Annotated in this window: 20 protein-coding genes and 2 pseudogenes; 9 read left to right on the plus strand and 13 right to left on the minus strand. The window is 70.3% G+C overall.

The window, feature by feature from the left end:
• Positions 1–169: 169 nt before the first annotated feature.
• The 3 genes and pseudogenes from MXD61_RS28945 to MXD61_RS18870 all read right to left on the minus strand — a co-directional run.
• Positions 170–631 (minus strand): annotated as a pseudogene (locus MXD61_RS28945) (transposase); the annotation flags it as partial.
• A gap of 194 nt (positions 632–825) precedes the next feature.
• Positions 826–1,113: an EthD family reductase gene (locus tag MXD61_RS18865; protein WP_248814802.1), complete on the minus strand. Its 288-nt coding sequence runs from the start codon at positions 1,111–1,113 to the stop codon at positions 826–828.
• A gap of 65 nt (positions 1,114–1,178) precedes the next feature.
• Positions 1,179–1,574: a putative quinol monooxygenase gene (locus tag MXD61_RS18870; protein ID WP_248814803.1), complete on the minus strand. Its 396-nt coding sequence runs from the start codon at positions 1,572–1,574 to the stop codon at positions 1,179–1,181.
• Between the two features lie 138 nt (positions 1,575–1,712).
• On the opposite strand from MXD61_RS18870, the gene MXD61_RS28950 reads away from it, so the two are divergent.
• The 3 genes from MXD61_RS28950 (at position 1,713) to MXD61_RS18880 (ending at position 4,862) form a co-directional block, all read left to right on the plus strand.
• Complete coding sequence (locus tag MXD61_RS28950; RefSeq protein WP_374629176.1) at positions 1,713–1,979, plus strand: hypothetical protein; 267 nt, start codon at positions 1,713–1,715, stop codon at positions 1,977–1,979.
• Between the two features lie 607 nt (positions 1,980–2,586).
• Entirely contained in the window at positions 2,587–3,903 is a 1,317-nt protein-coding gene (gene ltrA, locus MXD61_RS18875) for a group II intron reverse transcriptase/maturase (RefSeq protein WP_248814804.1), read from the plus strand.
• Positions 3,904–4,070: 167 nt separating this feature from the next.
• Complete coding sequence (locus tag MXD61_RS18880) at positions 4,071–4,862, plus strand: transposase family protein (RefSeq protein ID WP_248814905.1); 792 nt, start codon at positions 4,071–4,073, stop codon at positions 4,860–4,862.
• Positions 4,863–4,941: 79 nt separating this feature from the next.
• On the opposite strand, the gene MXD61_RS18885 is transcribed toward MXD61_RS18880, so the two are convergent.
• On the minus strand, positions 4,942–5,757 hold the full coding sequence (locus MXD61_RS18885; protein WP_248814805.1) for a DUF2127 domain-containing protein: 816 nt from the start codon (positions 5,755–5,757) through the stop codon (positions 4,942–4,944).
• A gap of 110 nt (positions 5,758–5,867) precedes the next feature.
• Here MXD61_RS18885 and MXD61_RS18890 point away from each other — a divergent pair, with 110 nt between their 5' ends.
• Both MXD61_RS18890 and MXD61_RS18895 read left to right on the plus strand, forming a co-directional pair.
• Positions 5,868–6,719 carry an ABATE domain-containing protein gene (locus tag MXD61_RS18890; RefSeq protein WP_248814806.1) on the plus strand — a complete coding sequence of 284 codons (852 nt, stop codon included), beginning with the start codon at positions 5,868–5,870 and terminating at the stop codon, positions 6,717–6,719.
• A 192-nt stretch (positions 6,720–6,911) separates the two neighbouring features.
• Complete coding sequence (locus MXD61_RS18895) at positions 6,912–7,451, plus strand: bifunctional 2-polyprenyl-6-hydroxyphenol methylase/3-demethylubiquinol 3-O-methyltransferase UbiG (RefSeq protein WP_248814807.1); 540 nt, start codon at positions 6,912–6,914, stop codon at positions 7,449–7,451.
• 8 nt (positions 7,452–7,459) lie between these two features.
• Here the strand turns inward: MXD61_RS18895 and MXD61_RS18900 are convergent, their stop codons facing one another.
• Entirely contained in the window at positions 7,460–8,086 is a 627-nt protein-coding gene (locus MXD61_RS18900) for a helix-turn-helix domain-containing protein (protein WP_248814808.1), read from the minus strand.
• A gap of 279 nt (positions 8,087–8,365) precedes the next feature.
• Here MXD61_RS18900 and MXD61_RS18905 point away from each other — a divergent pair, with 279 nt between their 5' ends.
• On the plus strand, positions 8,366–9,160 hold the full coding sequence (locus tag MXD61_RS18905) for an SDR family NAD(P)-dependent oxidoreductase (RefSeq protein WP_248814809.1): 795 nt from the start codon (positions 8,366–8,368) through the stop codon (positions 9,158–9,160).
• Positions 9,161–9,244: 84 nt separating this feature from the next.
• On the opposite strand, the gene MXD61_RS18910 is transcribed toward MXD61_RS18905, so the two are convergent.
• From MXD61_RS18910 to MXD61_RS28530, 4 genes and pseudogenes are all read right to left on the minus strand, one after another.
• Positions 9,245–9,505: a hypothetical protein gene (locus tag MXD61_RS18910; RefSeq protein ID WP_248814810.1), complete on the minus strand. Its 261-nt coding sequence runs from the start codon at positions 9,503–9,505 to the stop codon at positions 9,245–9,247.
• Positions 9,506–9,537: 32 nt separating this feature from the next.
• Positions 9,538–9,807 (minus strand): anti-sigma factor, encoded by a 270-nt coding sequence (locus tag MXD61_RS18915; RefSeq protein WP_248814811.1) that lies wholly within the window; start codon positions 9,805–9,807, stop codon positions 9,538–9,540.
• Positions 9,808–9,817: 10 nt separating this feature from the next.
• On the minus strand, positions 9,818–10,069 hold the full coding sequence (locus MXD61_RS18920; protein WP_248814812.1) for an RNA polymerase sigma factor: 252 nt from the start codon (positions 10,067–10,069) through the stop codon (positions 9,818–9,820).
• Between the two features lie 76 nt (positions 10,070–10,145).
• Positions 10,146–10,226: pseudogene (locus MXD61_RS28530) on the minus strand (RNA polymerase sigma factor); the annotation flags it as partial.
• Positions 10,227–10,700: 474 nt separating this feature from the next.
• On the opposite strand from MXD61_RS28530, the gene MXD61_RS18930 reads away from it, so the two are divergent.
• Positions 10,701–11,525 (plus strand): GNAT family N-acetyltransferase, encoded by an 825-nt coding sequence (locus MXD61_RS18930; RefSeq protein WP_248814813.1) that lies wholly within the window; start codon positions 10,701–10,703, stop codon positions 11,523–11,525.
• Positions 11,522–12,115, plus strand: a complete 594-nt coding sequence (locus MXD61_RS18935) for a GNAT family N-acetyltransferase (RefSeq protein WP_248814814.1) — start codon at positions 11,522–11,524, stop codon at positions 12,113–12,115. Before MXD61_RS18930 ends, MXD61_RS18935 begins: the two co-directional genes overlap by 4 nt.
• Before the next feature lie 19 nt (positions 12,116–12,134).
• Here MXD61_RS18935 and MXD61_RS18940 read toward each other — a convergent pair whose 3' ends face one another.
• Complete coding sequence (locus MXD61_RS18940; RefSeq protein ID WP_248814815.1) at positions 12,135–12,974, minus strand: VCBS repeat-containing protein; 840 nt, start codon at positions 12,972–12,974, stop codon at positions 12,135–12,137.
• A gap of 51 nt (positions 12,975–13,025) precedes the next feature.
• Positions 13,026–13,784 (minus strand): GPP34 family phosphoprotein, encoded by a 759-nt coding sequence (locus tag MXD61_RS18945; RefSeq protein WP_248814816.1) that lies wholly within the window; start codon positions 13,782–13,784, stop codon positions 13,026–13,028.
• Positions 13,785–14,127: 343 nt separating this feature from the next.
• Here MXD61_RS18945 and MXD61_RS18950 point away from each other — a divergent pair, with 343 nt between their 5' ends.
• On the plus strand, positions 14,128–17,562 hold the full coding sequence (locus MXD61_RS18950) for an AAA family ATPase (RefSeq protein ID WP_248814817.1): 3,435 nt from the start codon (positions 14,128–14,130) through the stop codon (positions 17,560–17,562).
• 13 nt (positions 17,563–17,575) lie between these two features.
• On the opposite strand, the gene MXD61_RS18955 is transcribed toward MXD61_RS18950, so the two are convergent.
• Both MXD61_RS18955 and MXD61_RS18960 read right to left on the minus strand, forming a co-directional pair.
• Entirely contained in the window at positions 17,576–17,863 is a 288-nt protein-coding gene (locus tag MXD61_RS18955; protein ID WP_248814818.1) for a putative quinol monooxygenase, read from the minus strand.
• Between the two features lie 208 nt (positions 17,864–18,071).
• Positions 18,072–18,605, minus strand: coding sequence for a transposase family protein (locus MXD61_RS18960; protein WP_248814819.1), 534 nt, complete (start codon positions 18,603–18,605; stop codon positions 18,072–18,074).
• Positions 18,606–18,668: the final 63 nt, after the last annotated feature.

Genomic DNA, 18,668 nt, shown 5'->3' on the forward strand with positions numbered 1-18,668 from the left:
CGAGGAGCAGCCAGACCCGGAACCGGCAAGTAGCTAGTTTTCGAACAACACTGCCTCAAACAGCTTGACGGGTTCCGCCGCACCGAGCGGTTGGCTGTGCTTCAACGGGTCGAGGCCCGCCTTCAGTCGCTCGCCGCGATTCTGGCCATTGCACGTTCCTTGCTGATTGTTTCCGTCCGTCAGCACAGGAACATGTCTTCCACGCGCGAGCGGGTACCTTCGTGGCGAGAGCGTCGACCCGGAAACGCCCAGCGGCCGTGGAGAACCCCGTGTCCTTCTTGGCCGCGAGGACATAGCCGATCCGGTGTGCTTCCAGCCAGTCGATTGGCTCGGGGTAGGCGCCATAAACCCCGATCTGACAGTTCTCGATCCTGCCTACCGTGCCACTGCACTGACGTTACACTCCTGCCGACATGGTTCCTTTCTTCACGAAACCTGTCTCATCGACCACCAGCACCTCGTCCGGTTCGGTCAGATGCTCCACCGCATAGGCCGCTACCACGTCGCGTACCCCGTCGGCGTCCCACGCGTACTCGTTCAACAACCGCTGCATCTTCTGCGGCCCGGACTCACAGCCGAACTCCGCGAGCGTCCACCCGTACTTCCGCTCGGTCCGAGACAACAACCCTGCCTCCCACATCACCACATCCACCTCGGATACACTCTGAGCCGCGGCCACCGTGGTCTCTCGCTTTGTTTCCACAAAACATGGAGAAACACACGGTGGCCGCTCTGTCGCCCGCACCGCACCGCACCCGAAGCAAGAGATCACATGCCGACCACTGTCACTGTAATACTGGTCCGAGAACGGACCAGCGCGGTTGGTCAGACCTCGGCGACGTCGCCGGTGTAGGTCGTGAACGTCGTGCCGCAGCCCGCCGCGTGGTTGCGGACCTCGGCCCTCTCGGGCGTCGCGGCCCAGGCATTGAAGGCGTCCTCACTGTGCCAGAACAGCTCGGCGACGAGGTACGGCGTGCCGCCCTGTGGGTGACTGAGCTGGAAGCTGACCAGCCCGGGCGAGGCCTTGACGAGGGGGATGTGCTCGTCGGTGTAGCGGCGGTCAAAGGCATCTTTGTCGGCAGGCTCGTCATAGACCACGGTCAGTCGGTACATCGGGCAGTTGCCTCCTTGAGTGGTTGTCGAATCTCTTGGGGTTGTTGGGGATATCGTAGGCGGCGTCACAGAGCTGGCCCGAACACCGTCCAGCTTCGCGCGGTGAGCAGCGCGATGAGTTCGGTCTCGATGTTGCGCCGGAAGTGCGATGTCCGCCGATGCTCCGCGAAGGCGGCTTGCGACTCGTAGCGTTCCACGAGCGCGAACTCGTCTGGGTTGTCGATGCTCTGGTGGGCGTCGAACTGTAGGCAGCCCGGCTCGGCTGGCAGCCGCAGCGCATGCACGGCGAAAGAGATCGCGTGGTACCAGCCGCGGAGCAGAAGCAGGTCGGCCGCGGCGTCCTCGACAACCGCGTCCAGCCGCGTCCAGCCGCGTCTGCCACTCGGCGTCGCCGAGGTCGGCGCAGCTGGTGCGGAGCGTCTACGGTCGTGGGGACGGCACGATCTGCAGGGGCGGTCCATCAGGCGTCTGCTGGGTCCCCGGTGGCCAGCGAGGCGACCTGTTCGTCGGTCAGGCCGGTCTTTCCGGCGTGGACAGCGATGTGGATGCCCCTTGGATGCTTTGAAGGAAGACACCGCGGCCTGCGACCTCACGACACAATGGAGCGTGCCCGAGGCCTCGTGTCGGAGGCAACCATCATCAGCCGCGCCCACGGGATCATCGCTGGCCTACAGCTGGTGGACCTCGTCATGCACCACATTGACCCCAGCGTCAGTATTAAACCTTACCTCGCCGGCGGCGACACCGCGAAACCGGGAGACATACCGGTTCAGCTGCACGGTCCGGCTCGAAGCCTCATCACCGGTGAACGGGCCGTCACTGAGCCTTTCCCGTGCGCCCAGCAGACTGGAGGTGACGCCGTGTAAACGGCTGATCTACCTTTCGTAAGCTCGTCGTCGCTTGCCGGTGGAAGTCCGGTCCGGGTAGCTGCCAGGAGGCCCGGTAGCAGGCTGGCGGCTTCGTCTGGAAACGGGTGGGGTCGAAGCCCAGCGTCAAAGGCCCTGTAAGGGGGAGCGACAGTGCGGTCCGTAGCATCACGCGAAGCCTGCGGCGTCGTTACTCAGCCCGTTCTGTGAACGGGACAAGGGAGTGCCGAGCCTCTCGGGATCGAGGCGAAGGCCATGGAAGCGGCGAAGAACCTGGAATTGCAGCCGTGAGGAACTCCCCGGCGTATAGGGGTGCGGAACGTACTGACAGTGGCGGCGGGAACTGGGGAGGCCCTCCCTGGCCCGGCAGGCTGCGGAAACCTGCCGGAGAGCTGTGCCCTATAACCGGTGATCCCGGGAAGTGGGTTACGGGCCGGGTGGGCGTCGGAGGCGGCCATATTACCGATCGAGCTGACCGGACAACATAACCGGCGGTGAGGGAAGGGCCGCTGCTTCGTCGATGCGTGGAGTTGAAAGGTGGGGCCCGGTGAGTGCCATGGTTGCTAGTCCCACCGCTGGAGGATCCCGTGCGGATTCGGTCCGAGCCTTGCAGCACACGCTCTACCGGACGGCCAAGGCCGATCCCGGACGGAGGTTCCATGCGCTCTCGGACAAAGTCCACCGTAGGGATGTCTTGGAGCGCGCGTGGGTTCAGGTGCGCGCCAACAGGGGGGCATCTGGCGTCGACCACACCACGGTGGCTCAGGCCGAGGAGTACGGAGTTTCCCTGCTCCTGGACGAGCTGGCCGCCGAGCTGCGGGAAAGAACGTATCGGTCACTACCGCTGCGGCGGGTCCTGATCCAGAAACCTGGGGTGAAGGGCGAGCTCAGGCCGTTGTCGATTCCCGCTGTTCGTGACCGCATCGTGCAGACAGCTACGAGGATCGTGCTCGAGCCGGTCTTCGAGGCTGACATGGCCGAATGTTCGTTCGGGTTCCGCTCACGGCGTTCGGCGCACGACGCCCTGCGGGTCCTCGTGGATGAGGCCGCGCGGGGCAAGCGGTGGGTGGTGGAGACGGATATCGCCGACTGCTTTACGGCGATCCCGTTTGACGGGTTGATGAGAGCGGTCGAGGAACGGGTCTGTGACCGGGGACTGCTCAGGCTGGTGCGCGAGATCCTGCGTGCCGGCGTGATGCGGGACGGCGAGGTCCGGCGGGAGGCCAGCGGGGTCCCGCAAGGGGGTCCTTTGTCCCCGTTGCTCTGCAATGTCTACCTACACCGGCTGGATCGGTCGTGGGATGAGGGTGACGGGACGCTGGTACGTTTTGCCGATGACCTGGTCGTGATGTGCTGGTCGCAAAGCCAGGCGGAGCGGGCGCTGGAATGCCTGACCCGGTTGCTGGCTGACCTGGGCTTGGAGCCCAAGGCAGCCAAGACCCGTATCGTCTGCCTCCAGCCCGGTGGAGGGGGCTTTGATTTTCTGGGCTTCCACCACCGGCTCGTGCGGTCCCGAGGAGACCGCGGCAGGCGAAAGATGACATTCCTCGCTCGCTGGCCTTCGGACAAGGCGATGCGACATGCCCGTGACCAGATTCGGGAGATTACCGACCGGTCGCGGCTGTTGTTATCGCCGCAGGTGATCGTGGAACGGCTCAACGCGTTCCTGCGTGGTTGGGCTGGCTACTTCCGCTTCGGGCATTCTGCCCGGCGCCTCGGCGCGATCAGGAGGTTCGCGCAGGAGCGACTGGCCCGGTTCGTACGGGCCCGTCATAAACGCAGCATGGGGTTCGGCTGGTGGGTGCTGTCGCGCTCGCGGCCGGTTGACCTCGGCCTGATCGGCCTGTATGGGATCACTGTTTCGCCCAGGGCTGGGAAGACCTGGCGGGAGAAATCGAATGCCGGCGGTGAACGGCGTCGGTAAGCCGTGTGCGGGAGAACCGCATGCACGGTTTGACGGGGGGCGGCTGGAAACGGAGCATTGCCAGGGACGGCCGGGATGAAAAACGCGCGGGAAACCGTACGGACAAAGGTACCGGACCATGTGCCTACAGCGAGATGCCGCCGCGCCAGTCGTCTACCCTACTGTAACTGGTCGTCGCGTTCCGTCTTCTGGCGGCGGAACGTGAGCGTGTCGGCACGCGGAACGGGAGGCGGAAGCTTGGCTGCGCCGACCAGGCCATGGTCGTGATCCGCTGGTTCTGCGACGGCACCAAGGTCAGAAGGCTCTGCGAGGATCACGGGATCAGGAGGAGTGTGTGCTACCGCGCGATCCACGAGGGTCGCGCGCTGCTGGCCTGGCAGATGCCTGACCTGCGCAATGCTCTGATCGCCGCGAAGATGGCCGGCTACGACCATGTGATCGTCGACGGCACGCTCGTGGAGACCGACCGTCTGTGCGTGCCCGGCCCGACGAAGAGCGTGGACCTGTGGTGGTCGGGCAGGGCCCACCACCACGCGGGCAACGTCCAGGTCGTCACCGCCCCGGACGACGGCTTCCGGTTGTGGGTCTGCGATGTCCGGCCCGGCCGGGAGCACGACCTGACCGCGCTGCGCGCCTCCGGGGCGATCCCGGTCCTCACGGAGTGGACAGGCGACGAGCTCCACCGGGTCCTGTTCGATCTCGGTTACGAAGGGTGCGCAACTCAGGAGGGTCCGCTCGCGATCCCGTTCAAGAAGCCGAAGGGTGGCTCCCTCACCGACGACCAGAAAGGCCACAACAGGATCCACAACGCGCTGCGCGCTGTCGGCGAACGCGGAAACGCCCTGCTCAAGGGCACTTTCGGTGTCCTGCGTAATGTCACGATCGACCCCTGGCGGATCGGCTCCGTCGCGAAGGCATGCCTCGTGCTGCTCCACATGGAGCACCAGCGCACCACCTGAAGACCAACCCATACACACAGGGTTGTCGCTACTGAAAGCGACGACAGGTTACCGGGAAAGGCTCACTGTATCGCCCCGGCTAGTGCCGTACGCGTACATCCGGCGGAAATGCGTCCTGACCATCGGTCGAAACATGCTTGACCTGCGCCGCGTCCTCGACCTCGAGCAGGGACTCGGCGTGTCGCTCCGCCTCGAACGCCGCCGCCCCGCCGCGCACCCCGAACAGTCGTTTGCTGGCGATCAGATAGGCGACCGCGGCGACGTTGACGACCAGTGCCCCGATTCGCAGCACCGTGATGCGCTCGGTCAGTTCGTAGATCTCCAGCGGTAGGAATGCCGATGTGGCGACGACCGCGAAGTACTCGCCCCAGCGCTTGAGCAGCCACAACCCGACCGCCTCGACGATCTGTACCGCCGCATAACCGAACAGCAGGCATGCCACCAGCAGCAGAGTGTTCGGCTCGGTGTGGAGAAGATGGCGCAGATGTTCGATGGTCGGCGAATGGTCCAGGTCGAGATGCAGCACGTCCGCCAATGGCCGAGCGGCGGGCACCGCCCGGTCGAACAGCTGCTGGACCTGCCCCTCCGAACGGCGAAACCGCAGGATGGCGTACCCGATCAGCACCATCAGCAGGGCCCGGACGAACCGCTCCGCCGCGAGCAGCCGCAGGACGGTGGCGTCGCGCAGCGCCCGTCCGCGCAGCAGCAGCGGCGCGTCCTGAGCCGGGCCGGCGAGCTTCGGCGCGCCCGGCACGAAGTCCCCGCACCGCAGGCACCGCCAGCTCGGGCCGGCCGGCGTCACCGCCGTCAGCCGCGCGGCGAGCTCCGGCTCGTCCGGCCGGTAGGTGACGTGCCCCTTGCGCGCACAGGCCCGCAGCTCCCAGTCCACCCGCATCCCCTTCAACCCGGCCGTCAGCGTCGGCCGTCGACGCCGACGGTCACCGAGTCTGGCAGCTTCGCCGACCGGTCGAGCGGCGCCTGGCGCTCACCCGACACCTCGGGGCGATGCGGCGGCGGCGGTTCGGCGATGGCCGGGCGTCCGGCCGTGACGGTGTGCACGCCGGCGGCCAGCAGGGCGAGGGCGGCAGACCCGGCGATCAGCAGGCAGACACCGGTCCAGCCCAGCAGGTCGTACTGGGCGACGGTGTGCTGTCCGGCCTGCCCGCCATGCGGCCCCCCTGGATCGAGAACCAGTCATACTGGTTCTCAAGGTACCAGTTAGACTGGTTCGACGAGGCGTATCGTCGGATCATGGCCTCCGCCTCCGTCGGGCACGCCTTTCGGTCCGGGTCGGGCCGCCTGTGCCTCGACTTCATCCGCACGCTGCGCCACCGCGGCACCTCCACCCAGGTCGAGGAGCTGCCCGACGCCGCCGCCGTGGCGGCCTGGCTCGACCGGTTCGGCCCATGGTCGGCGCTTCCCGGCCCCCGGCCGGTGCTGGACGGGCGGGCGGCCCAGACCCGCGAGCTGCGCGAGGCCATCCACCAGCTGATTGTGGTCGGCCGCGGTTCGGGCGGTTCCGCGCAACCCCCTGCCATCGTTGGCTGCCCCCCGTCCGCGCGGGAGATCGTCAACGCGGTGGCGGCCTGGCCGGTGCCGGCGCCCCGGCTGGACGACACCCTGGGCCTGTCCTGGCATGCGGACGACCCGGTGGCCGCGACCCTCGCCCTGATCGCCCGGGACGGCCTCGACCTGGTCGCCTCGCCCGCGCTCGCCCGGGTGCACGAGTGCGCCGGCCCCGACTGCCGCGCCCTGTTCCTTGACGGCTCCCGGCCAGGGCAGCGTCGCTGGTGCTCGATGAACACCTGTGGCAACAAGGCCAAGAAGGAAAACCTGCGCACCGCCCGTCCCCGGTAGGACGGCGCCGCGGCGGGTCACGGGAACCATGCGGATCACGGAGACCAGCGCGGTTCCGGCCGGCACTGGATTCACGACGTCGATTCCGCAACTGATCCCACCGAGCTGTGGGAACGGTTCTACGCCGAGGGTGAGCCATGGAGCGGTCGAGCCAACCCGGCCCTCGTCGACGAACTGGCCGAGCGCCCCATCGTGGTCCGCCCGGCCGGGTCCATCCCGTCCGGCACCGTGCTGGATCTTGGCTGCGGCACCGGGGGTGACGCGATCTGGCCGGCTGGTCAGGGCTGGCAGGTCGATGCCGTCGACATCTCCCCGACCGCACTGGCGCGCGGGGCCGCCGCGGCGCAGGCGCTTGGCCTCGGCGAACGGATCCGCTGGTCCAGCCACAACCTCGACACCGACGTCCCCGCCGGCAGCTGGGACCTGGTCACCACGGCCTACCTGCACTCGCCGGTCCGGCTGGACCGCGAGCAGATCCTGCGCCAGGCCGCCGCGGCGGTGGCCGCGGGCGGCACTCTGATCATCGTCGGCCACCTGGGCGCGCCGTCCTGGATGACCGAGCCGCCGGCACACCTCGACCTGCCCACCCCCGAGGAGATCGTCGCCTCCCTCGACCTGGCCGGCTGGACCGTCGTCGCGGCCCGCGCCGTCGTGGTCCCCAGCGTGGCGTCCCCCGAGGGTGTGCCCGGCACCCGCACCGACAGCGTCGTGCGGCTGCGGCGCACCGGCTGATCCGGGTCTCAGCCGCGCTGGCCGGCGGTGGACGTCGGGTGGGAGCGGGAGCGGGCGCGGATGTGGACGCGTTCGCCCTGCGGGCCGAAGATGCTGAGAATCTCGACGGGATGCTCGTCGGCGCCGCCGAACCAGTGCGGTACCCGGGTGTCGAACTCGGCTGCCTCACCCGGGCCGAGCACGAAATCATGCTCGGCGAGAACGATCCGCAGCCGGCCACTGAGCACGAACAGCCACTCGTAGCCCTCGTGGCTCCTCTGGTCCGGCTCGCGCCGCTGGCTTCCGGCGGGAAGGATCATTTTGAACGTCTGGATCCCGCCGGGCCGCCGCGACAGCGGAATCGCCGTGATGCCACCGAAGGAGATCGGCGTGCCGTGCACGCGGGGATCGCCGGTGGGTGGAGAGCCCACGAGCTCGTCGAGGGGCACCCCGTAGGCGCGGGCCAGCGGTAGCAGCAGCTCCAGGGTGGCCTTGCGCTGCCCCGACTCGAGTCGCGACAACGTGCTGGTGGAGATGCCGGTGGTCGCAGACAGGGCCGCCAGCGTCGTCTCCCGCTCCTGCCGCAGTCGCCGCAGCCGTGGCCCGACGGCCGCCAGCGCCGTCTCCAGTTCGCCGTCGTGCGCCTCGCGTGCCATTCCAGCAATCTATGCGCAACACGGGCGGTGCGTCGCACGCCGCCCGCTGTGCACCGGCCGTTGATGACCGCCCGGCTGGGTCAGGTACCGCGTTCGCGGTGCGGTACCGCCCAGAAATGTTGCATAGAGCACATAAATGAACGCCTCGAGTGGTCTTTCTGTCACTCTTCCCTTTCATATGCTCGCTTTGAGTGGCCCCCGGTGGCGCAGTGGTCGCCGCGGTGGACGAGCTCGAGCGGCGCACGGATCGATGAGAGATCGACGTTCGGGGGCATCTCAGTGGATCTTCATCTGGACGGTAAGGCTGCGCTGGTCACGGGCGGATCGCGAGGCATCGGCCGCGCCATCGCTCGGCGGCTGGCCGCGGAAGGAGCTCGGGTCGCCCTCTGCGGACGCGACCCGGAGACGCTCGCTCGCACCGCCCGCGACCTGGCGGCCGAGGGGCCGGACGGCGCCAGCGCCGACGTGTTCACCTGCGTGGCCGACGTGACCCAGCCCGGCGAGGTCGAGCGCTTCGTCGACTCCGCGGCCGGGGCGTTCGGCCGGGTCGACCTGCTGGTCGCGAACGTCGGCGGCATCGTCGGCGGTGGCCTGCTCGAATCCACCGCGCAGGACTGGGCACAGACCTTCGAGCTCAACGCCGGCCATGCCGTGCGCGCGCTGCGCAGCGCCGTCCCGCACCTGACGGCGAGCGGCGGCGGCTCGGTGGTCATCATCTCGTCGGTCGCCGCGGTGAAACCGGCTCCGTTGGCCCAGTACGGTGCGTCCAAGGCCGCGGAGGTCTACCTCGCTGCCGCCTTTGCGCGGGAGCTGGCCCCGTTGAAGGTGCGGGTCAACGCGGTCAGCCCGGGCTCCGTTCTCTTTCCCGGTGGGGCCTGGGAAAGCTACTCCAAGCAGGACCCGGACGGGTTCGCCGAGTTCGTCCGCCGGGATTTCCCCGCCGGTCGGCTCGGCACCGACGACGAGGTCGCCGACGTCGTCACCTTCCTGCTGTCGGAACGCGCCGCCTGGATCAACGGTGCCGACATCACCGTCGACGGCGCCCAGGGCCGCCCCACCGCCTTCGGCTACTGACCACGTCCCGGTGTCAGGAGTCAGGGGTGTCGGGAGTCAGGGGTGTCAGGAGTCAGGGGTGTCGGGAGTCAGGGGTGTCGGGAGTCAGGGGTGTCGGGAGTCAGGGAGGAGGGCGAGCCACGGCACCGCGCTGCGGGCGGCGACGAGGGTCTCGGCCTCGCTCGGATACTCCAGGCCGGAGAAGTACAGGACCGGCGTCCAGGCGCCCATGTCCTCCGGATCGCGGCGGAACTCCTCGAAACCGAACGTCCCGTCGGGGCGGCGGAAGATGTCGACACAGCGATCAGCCTCAGCAGTCTGCAGGCTGGCAAGTACCACCCAGGATCGATCGAGTCGCGCGGACATTCCTGGATGGTAGTGCCGCCCGCCGGCTGCATTCAGGCCGGCGGTGCGGTGCCGTTCTTCCATCCGCGGAAAGCGGTGAGCAGGGTTTCGCGCAGGTCGGGTGTCAGATCGTCCGAGGCCAGTGCGCCGGTGAGTCGTACGGTCTGGCGCATCTGTTCCACGTAGGTGCCGCAGCCGTCGCACAGGTCAAGATGATCGGTGAAACGGCGCCGGGTGTCCGGGTCGAGGGCGTCGTCGAGATAGGCGGTGACGAGCTCGACGAGCTCGTTGCAGTCGATGTCCAGGCCGCGGGTCAAGAACATGCCTCCGTCCTCATGCCGGTTCCTCGTGGATGTAGTCCTCCAGCGCCTGGCGGATGCGCGCTCGTCCGCGGTGCAGCAGCACGCGCTGGTTGCCCGGTTCGAGGCCGAGGATCGCGCAGACCTCGGCCGCGTCAAGGCCCTGGACGTCGCGCAGGTGCACGACCGCGCGCTGGCCGGGTGGCAGGGCGCGGATGGAACCGGCCCGGATCGACCGTCGGGCCGGCCTGCGCCTGCGGCCCGGTCTGATCGGTGGGAAAGGCACTGCTGAACGGGACGCTGCGGCGTTCCCGCGCGCCCCGAGTGCGGGCGATGTTGAGCAGGATGCCGAACACCCAGGTCCGCAGGCTGGATCGGCCCTCGAACCGGTCCAGCCCGGTGAGCACGGCCAACCACGTCTCCTGCACGACCTCCTCGGCCACGGTCCGGCCGGGTACCCGATCAGCTCCGCGAACGCCTGCTCATCCCCGCAGCGCCCGCACCAGATCGGCCTCATCGGACGTGGTGGTCGACGCCGACCCGGTATACCTCGGTTGCCGAGCCTCCACACCGACACCATAGGCAGTTTTCGTGAGTCAGGGGCTCCACGGTCGAGGTGCGAGGCGCGGTCGCTGGGCACGGCGGAGATCGGGCTGAGCGACCACGGCTCGTGGGATGGCTCCGAGCCTGGCAGCGACAGAGCCGCACCGCGCACGGGTGATGGTCGGGTGGTGCCGGCCACCCGACAGCAGATCGGCGAAGATGATCGGGCCCGCCCGTAACAGCGGGCCGGTTCAGCGCACTCACCGGTATGACCACTGTTCGCCACAGCCCACAGCCCACTGCCCGCCGGTCCGCGCTCGAGGCAGCTCCCGGGTCCGCCGGCGGCGCCGCATCCAGGTGTCGGAGGATCGCCGTTGTTCTGTGACCCCGCCCTCGCCGCCCGCATCGAGCGGGCCGAGGTGCAACTGATCACTGAGAGCAGTGTCGCCGCCCACGGCCGTCGACGGGGCGACCCGCCGGGGTTCGCGATCCCCGTGGCGAGCTTCGCCGAGGACGGGTCGCCGCTCAACAAGGTTGCCGGGCTCGGGTTCGACGGCGTGCCGGAGCCGGCCGAGCCGGCCGAGATCGAGCGGGCGTTCGCTGATCTCGGCACGCCGGTGCAGGCTGAGGTCGCCACGCTCGCCGACCCTGCGATCGTCCTCCTGCTGACCGGACGGGGCTACCGGCTCGTCTCGTTCGAGAACGTGCTCGGACGTGCGCTGCCCGGTGACCACTGCCCGGTCACCCCGGCCGGGATCGAGATCAGGCCCAGTGGGCAGGATGAGATCGACCGATGGCTCGAGGTCATGGCGGACGGTGTCGCCGTCGCGGACACCGACGGGGTCCCGTCGCACGAGGAGTTCGCCCGGGAGGTCCTCCTCGGGGCCATGCGTGATCTCGCAACGGCCGACGGGGTCAGGCGGTATGGCGCCTGGCACGACGGGGTGTTCGCCGGCGGCGCCAGCCTGCGGATCTCGGCCGGCATCGCGCAGTTCGGCGGGGCGGCGACCGTGCCGGCACACCGTCGCCGCGGCATCCAGTCCGCGCTGCTCGCGGCCCGGCTCGCCGACGCCACCGCGGCCGGCTGCGAGGTCGCCGTGATCACCACCCAGCCGGGTTCGACATCCCAGCACAACGCCCAGCGCCGCGGATTCGACCTGCTTTACACCCGAGCCATCCTCGTCCTGGAGACACGATGACCGACCCCTCCCAGCGGCCCGGCCCGGTGCGGCCCGCCGGCCAGGCCGGGCCGAACATCCAGCTGTACGAAGGGGACCGGCGTGAGCTGCGTGCCCTGTTCGAGCTGGCCGAGGACTCCGCCGTCCAGCTTGCCGCCTACCTGTCACTCGGCCGGGTGCTGGTGGCTCGGATCGGCACGGACCTGGTGGGACATCTCCAGGTGGTCCCGACCGAGTACCCCGACCACCCCGACCACCCCGTTCAGCCCGGTTCGTCCGAGGGGCGAACGCCCGAGATCCGGAACATGGCGGTGCTGACGGCGTACCAGGGCCGGGGTGTCGGCCGGGCCCTGATCGCGGCGCTGGTCGATCTGCTCGTCGGCGAGGGGGCGACGTCCCTGCTGGTCGCGACCGGGGCGGCGGACGTCGGCAACCTGCGTTTCTACCAGCGGTGCGGCTTCCGGTTCCGGTCCGTCGAGCGCGATGCCTTCACCGCGGCCACCGGGTATCCGCCGGGCCTCGTCGTCGACGGTATCGAGCTGCGGGATCGCGTCTGGCTGGACCTGGACCTGCCCGCCCGGCCACCACGCACGGGCCGCCGGGCCAGGTAGAGGAAAGGTAGGAGAAAGGTCAGTCTCCCAGTCGCACGGAGCCGCAGCCGGGCCTGCCCGACACGGCGTCGTTGTCCTGTGGCAGGGCGTCGAGGGGGGCCGGTGGGACGGTCATGCTGCGCAGGCGCACGAGACGGGCACCATCGAACCGGTAGTACGTCCGGGTCAGGGTATAGACGTTCGGGGCGGTGCTTGGTCCGTTCGCGATGGCGAGGGCGGCGTCCGGGACCGTCGAGGGCCGACACGACCAGGACTGGACCGATCCGGTCGAGCCGCCGTACGCCAGGGCTGCCTGATCGCCGTCGAGGGTGACCAGAAGCAGGTGACCGTCGACGTACCGGAACAGGGTCGAGACCTCGAAACCGGCTCCCCGGTCAGCCTGGACGAACACCTCGGCATGGCCGTCGCGGTCGGCATCGGCGGCGCCCAGCACGCGCACGCTCGAGGGGTCGCCGACCTGGAAGCCGACGCTGTCCGATCCGCCGCCGGAGTAACGCGTCAGCAGCCGGGCGCCGGTGACGCTCAGCGTGTCGGGTCGGCCGTCACCGTCGACGTCACCGTCGATCGCGGGTCGGTTGGCCGGCGGTGATCCGTGCGGGGGGGTCCCTCCCCCCGCCCCCGGCGTTCCCCGGCCGGCACCGCTGCCGGGTGATCGATGTGGTGTGGCCGCCCCGCCCGGGGCGGTCGTGGCCGGCGTGGTGACCGGCACGGCGGACGTGGAGATGGTCGTCGGGCTGGGCGGGACCGTGCCCACCGCTGCGGGTGACGAGGAACCGGCGGAGCAGCCTGCGCTGAGGAGGATGCCGGCGATGACCGTGGTGGGGGCAAGCCGGCGGGTGATCATGAGAAGGGAGCGCACCTCGAGGAACTCCTCGCAGAGTCGTGGCGGGAGGCGGTCATGGGCGGACCGTCAGCGGCAGAACCCGGTGACGTCCACGAAGATCTGGATGACGTCCCAGGCATCCGGTTCGACGATCTTCTGGACGGTTCGGGCGATCGGTACCTGCTTCGTCCTCGCGTCGAGCCGCTCCCGGGCGTGGGCCCGGGATCCGCGGTCCGGGGCGAGCGCCCTGACCAGCCCGGCCGCGCCGACGAGGGCCAGCAGGACGGCGGTGCGGTCGTCCACCGTGGTGTCCACGGTGAGGGCGGCGCGGGCCCGGGCGACGACGGCGTCCCGAAGGTCGGTCCGCAGCACCGGGTGCCGGGTGACCGGGACGAACAACACCTGGTCGCGACGTCGGCCGAGCAGTCCGCCCGCCACCATGTGATCCACCAGGCGAGATCGCATCCCGTCGAACTTCTCGTCGAGCCGGCGCAGCTGGGTGGTGCCGCGTCGCCCCCGGACGGTGCCGAGGTACTGGTGTACCTCGGCGAGCAGGGGGTGCGGGGGCGGGCCGCCGATCGACACCAGCCGCCCACGTTCGACCGTCGCGTGCCCCGAGAGGGCCAGCTCCGCGACGAACGCACCGCACAGGGCGACGGAAACCGTGTCCCCGGACGTGCCGAGCGCAGTTCCACGCTGCGGATCCAGCGCCAGCAGCAGCAGCTCCTCGGCCAGCAGCAGGGGGTCTCCGGCGGTACCACCGTGATCCATCCAGGGCGGGGTGACGCCCGTCGTGGTGTGGTCAGCCCCGGCGCCCGGTGGCGACTGCCAGGATTCGCTACTCATCGTCACTCCTGCTCGGCTGGTCGACCTTCACCTCCATGGCGTGACGCGGCTGTTCCCGCGCCGTGCCATGTCCAGAAGTACCGGCCTGCGAAGGTGACAGGGGAACCTCGGCAGGGGGATCGCCGACCGGAACCCCGGTGATCATCTGACTGCCGATGCGTTCCGAGCGGGCCTGGGACGGACCACGGCCGGTTGCCGCCATGGCACGCCGATGGCACGACCGTGGCACGACCTCGGCTGCTGACGTCGGCTGGATGACAGCCCGGCGGGGGATGGCGGCACGGCTGCTGTGGGTTGCCACCGACATGCCGCTGGGCGAATTCGACAGTAGTGTGCACTCACGGTGACAGCCGACGTGGTGAGGGTCGAGATCGAGCCTGAGGCCGAGATCGCACCCGTAGCCGGGCCTGTCGCCGGGCCCGCGGTCGCGCTCGGGATCGAGGCGCAGGCGCCGCGTGGCCTGCGGCGGTTCGTTGGCCGGGAGCGCGAACTGGCGATCCTCGCGCGGGCTGCGGAGCTTGCGGCGGGTGGGCGTCGCCAGCTGGTGGTGGTGTCGGGCGAGGGCGGGATCGGCAAGACCCGGTTGTGTGAACAGGCCGCGGAGCAGGCCGAACAGCGGGGGTTGCGGGTGGTGTGGGGATACTGCTGGCCCTACGGCGGAGCTCCACCGCTGTGGCCGTGGTCGGCGGTCCTCACCGGAATCGTCGGTGATCAGGGCGCGCGGCTGCTGGCCGACGATGACGGCGGCGCGACGGTCGACCGGGAGCGGTTCGCCCGCTTCCGCGCGGTCGCGGACCTGCTGGCCCGTGCCATCGACGGGACACCGACCATGGTGGTCATCGACGATCTGCAGGCCGCCGACGAGGGCACGCTGCTGCTGACCCGTTTCGTCGGGCGAGTGCTCGGCCGGGCCCCGCTGCTGGTCGTGCTGGCCCGGCGTCCGGGCGGGCGGCCCGGAGAGGCGGCCCGCGGCGTCGAAGCAGGTGGGAAGGCCGGGGAAACGGTCGAGGAACCTGACGACTCGGATCAGGCCCGACTGCTCGCTGATCTCGAGGGGGACGCGGTCGTCCTCCCGCTGCGCCGCTTCGACCTTGCCGACACGGCCGCCTTCCTGACCGCCCACGGTCTGGGCGGTCAGAACACCGCGGGCGCGGACGGCGCGGCCAGGACCGAGGGAGCGGTCGGTACCGAGAAGGCCTCGGATGGCCGGCGGCTGGCGCGGACGGTGCTGCGGGTCACCGGGGGCAGTCCGTTGCTGCTGGGGCGGGCCGTGGCGCGGGATTCCGTTCGGCCGGGCCTGGCCGGAGTGGAATGGATGATCGACGGAGCGGTGGCCGAGCTGTCCGCGGCGAGCCGCCACGTGCTGGGGCTGTGTGCCGTGCTCGGTCCCGGTGCCTGGGCCGGGGACATCGCGGCACTGGCCGGGCAGCCTGTGCCGGTGGCGCTCGAGGCGCTCGCCGAGGCCCAGCGCGCCGGGCTGGTCGAGCCGGCGGGCCTGGACCGTTTCGCCTTCGGCCACGACCTGGTCCGCCAGGTTGCCGCGACGACGCTCACCGCGGCCGAGCGGTTCGACGCCCATGCCGCGGCCGCCGCACTGCTGGGTGGACGGCGAGGCGGTGAGCCCGAGCCGTGCCCCGAGGTGCTGCTCCGCCGGGCCCACCACGCCCTGGCGGCTGCCCCGCGTTCGGGGATCGACGCGGCCCTCGCGGTCGAGGCCGCTCGGGCGGCGGCCCGCGCGGCCCGAGCCGCCTGCGACCACCGGCAGGCCCTCGCCCTGGTGGAGTCGGCGGTCGCCGTGGCCGACACCCACCCACAGCTGGCCGGGCGCGCCGAACTCCTGGCCGAACTACTGGTGGAACGCGCCGAGGCGCTGCTGGCCCTCGGCCGGCTGGCCCCCGCCCGGGTCGCCTTCGCCGAGGCGGCAGCGCAGGTCGACGGCAGGCGCACCCCGCAGCTGTACGCCCGGGTTGCGCTGGGCTCGGGCGGCAGATGGCTCAACGACCAGCGTGACCCGCTGGACCGTCGTCGGATGCTGGCGATGACGCGGGACGCCCTCGCGGGTCTGGCGACCGAGGAAGACGCCGTGCTCCGCTCGTTGCTGGCCGTGCGCCTGGCGGCGGAGGCCGTCCACGACGGTGGTTCGCCGGACGCCGTGCAGGTCGCGTTGACCGAGGTCCGCCGCACCGGCAACCGCAGGGCACTGGCCCAGGCGCTGTCCCTGGCCCACCACAGCATGCTCGGCCCCGAGCAGGTCCACACCCGGCTCACCCTGGCCGAGGAGATGCTCGCCGTCGCCTCCGCCGCGGGCGAGGAGACTCTCGCGCTGGTCGCACTGATGTGGCGGACCGTCGATCTGCATCAACTCGGTGCTCCCCAGGCGGATCACGCCTGGGCACAGCTGCGGAAGCGGGCCGAGGCACAGGGCAACGAAAGCGTCCTGCACATCGCCGCCGCGATGGCGGTGATGCGACTCATCCGGGCCGGGCGTCTCGACGAGGCGGAGGCCGCCGCGCGGGAGTGCCGTGATCTGGGTAACCGGGTCGGTGATCTGGACGCCGTCGCGTACTACGTCACCCAGATCGCCAGCCTGCGCTGGTTGCAGGACCGCAACGTCGAACTGCTCGACCTGGCCGCCGCGGTCACGACGACCCCCGACCTGCCCGCCGCGGACTTCGCCTTCGCCGCCGCGACCGCGGCGATGGCCGCCAGAGCCGGGCGGGTGGACGACGCCCGGGTGGCGCTGGCCCGGCTCGTCGGGTCAGGCCTGAGAAACCTTCCCAGCTCCAGCACCTGGCTTGCCGGCATGAGCGCGCTCGCGGAGGCCGCCGCCCTGACCGGCGACCAGGCCGTCGCGGACGAGGCCTACCGGATGCTCCTCCCGTTCGCGGACCTGCCGGTGATGCCGTCGCTGGCGGTCGCCTGCCTCGGCTCCGTCGAACGGGCGCTGGGGACGGTCGCCCGCCACCGGGGCGATCCGGACCAGGCGGTCGGGCACCATGAACGCGCCCTGAGCGCCAACCTGACGTTCGGGAACCGGCCCGCCGCGGCGATCTCCCGGGCCGACCTCGCGGATGCACTGGAGGCGCGGGCGAACGCGGGCGATCGTCGCCGGGCCGGCGATCTGTGGGCGCAGGCCCACGCCGATGCGGTGGCGATGGGCCTGACGGTTCGGGCCGAACGGTGGTCGGCCCGGCTGACCGTCTCCGCCTCGGGTGCCCTCGCGGTGCTGTCCCACGAGCCGGGTGGCTGGACGATCCGCGCGGACGGCCGCAGCCACACCCTGCCCGACCTGCAGGGGCTGCGTTACCTGGCAGTGCTGCTGGAACGACCGGGTCAGGACGTCACCGTGCTGGAGCTGCGCGGGGCGGCGCTGCTCGAGGCCGGCCACCAGGAGACGGCCGACCGCCAGGCACTCGACGCCTACCGCCGCCGGCTGCGGGAACTCGACGAGGCCCTCGCGGACGCGCAGACGGATGCCGAGTCGGCCGCCGCTCCCGCCTCCGCCCTCGACCGCATCCGCCGACTCCGGTCGGAACGGGAGACGCTGCGTGACCACCTGGCCCGCATCTCGGGTCTCGGCGGACGAAGCCGGACCTTCGCCTCGTCCCAGGAACGAGCCCGGACCGCCGTGCGCAAAGCCGTCACCCGCGCGATCGACGCGATCGACGGGGGCTCACCCGGCCTCGCCGCCGAGCTGAGGACCGCCGTCACCACCGGTCTGACCTGCCGGTACACCCCAGATCCAGACCATGGCCGGCAATGGACCGTGCGCCACTGAGCGCCGGGGATCCTCAGGTGAGGCTACGGCTGCCGGCGACGTCGTACTCCACCACCGAGGCGGACAGCATCGCGGCACCCTGGTCGTCACTCGGGCCGCTGCCGCGGAACGCCTCGACGTCGGCCTGCGTCTCCCACCGCTCGAAGATGTTGATGCGGCCCGGGTCCACCAGGTCGGCGGTGATCGAGAAATCCAGGCACCCGGGTGCACTGCGAGCCTGCTCCACCACCCGCACGCAACCCGCGAGATAGCCCTCCCGCTGGTCCGACGCCACCACCAGATGCCCCGCGACAATCACCATCCGCTGCTCCCATCCTCGTCCCCGATGCGGCCAGTCCTCGTGGCCCACTCTGATGGCCCATCCTCACGGCCCATCCTGGCCGCCATCGGGCACGGCCCCTACGCCTGGCGGTCCGGGCTCCCACGCGCAAAGCCGTGGTCGCAGGTTGCCACTGACAGTGACCGCAGAAGGTGAAATAGTTTTTACCACGAAGAGCCTTATTCATAAGTCACCATCCGAGTCGGTAGAACTCCAACCGGGCGACGATTCGGATGATGTTGGGGAGTTCGGTGAGGCGGCCGCGGTGGCCGGTCGCGAGGATCCTCCAGTTCTTCAGGTGTGCGATGGCGCGTTCGACGGCTGAGCGGCGGCCGGAGATCGTCTTGTTCACGGCTTTCTGGTAGTCGGTGAGCTCGTCGTTCTTCGGTTTCTTGGTGGGTGTGGTGGCGGTGGCGCCCTGGTAGTCGGGGTCGGCGGTCCAGACGGTGGTGTCCAGGAGCGGTTCCCAGCCGCACTCGGTGATCGCTTTGCGGTCGTGGCGGGCGCCGGGGACGGGGGCGGAGACGGCGAGCAGGGTGCCGTCGAGGTCGGCGGCGACCTGGATGTCCAGTCCTTGCCGGTGGCGCTTGCCGGAGTAGTTCTCCTTCGTCCCGGCCCGGTTGCCGGTCGGGACGTCGGTGCCGTCGACGAGGGTTTCCCGGTTGGCCAGGACGTCGACGAAGACGGGTTCGTGCGGGCAGAGGACCTGATCGAGCAGTGGCATGAGCCGTCGGTAGCGGCGGGCGGCCCGTGCGACGGGAGGCGAGGACCTCCTCGATCCGGCCCA

The organism is Frankia sp. AgPm24 (assembly GCF_023243055.1).
GTDB classification, from domain to species: domain Bacteria; phylum Actinomycetota; class Actinomycetes; order Frankiales; family Frankiaceae; genus Frankia; species Frankia umida.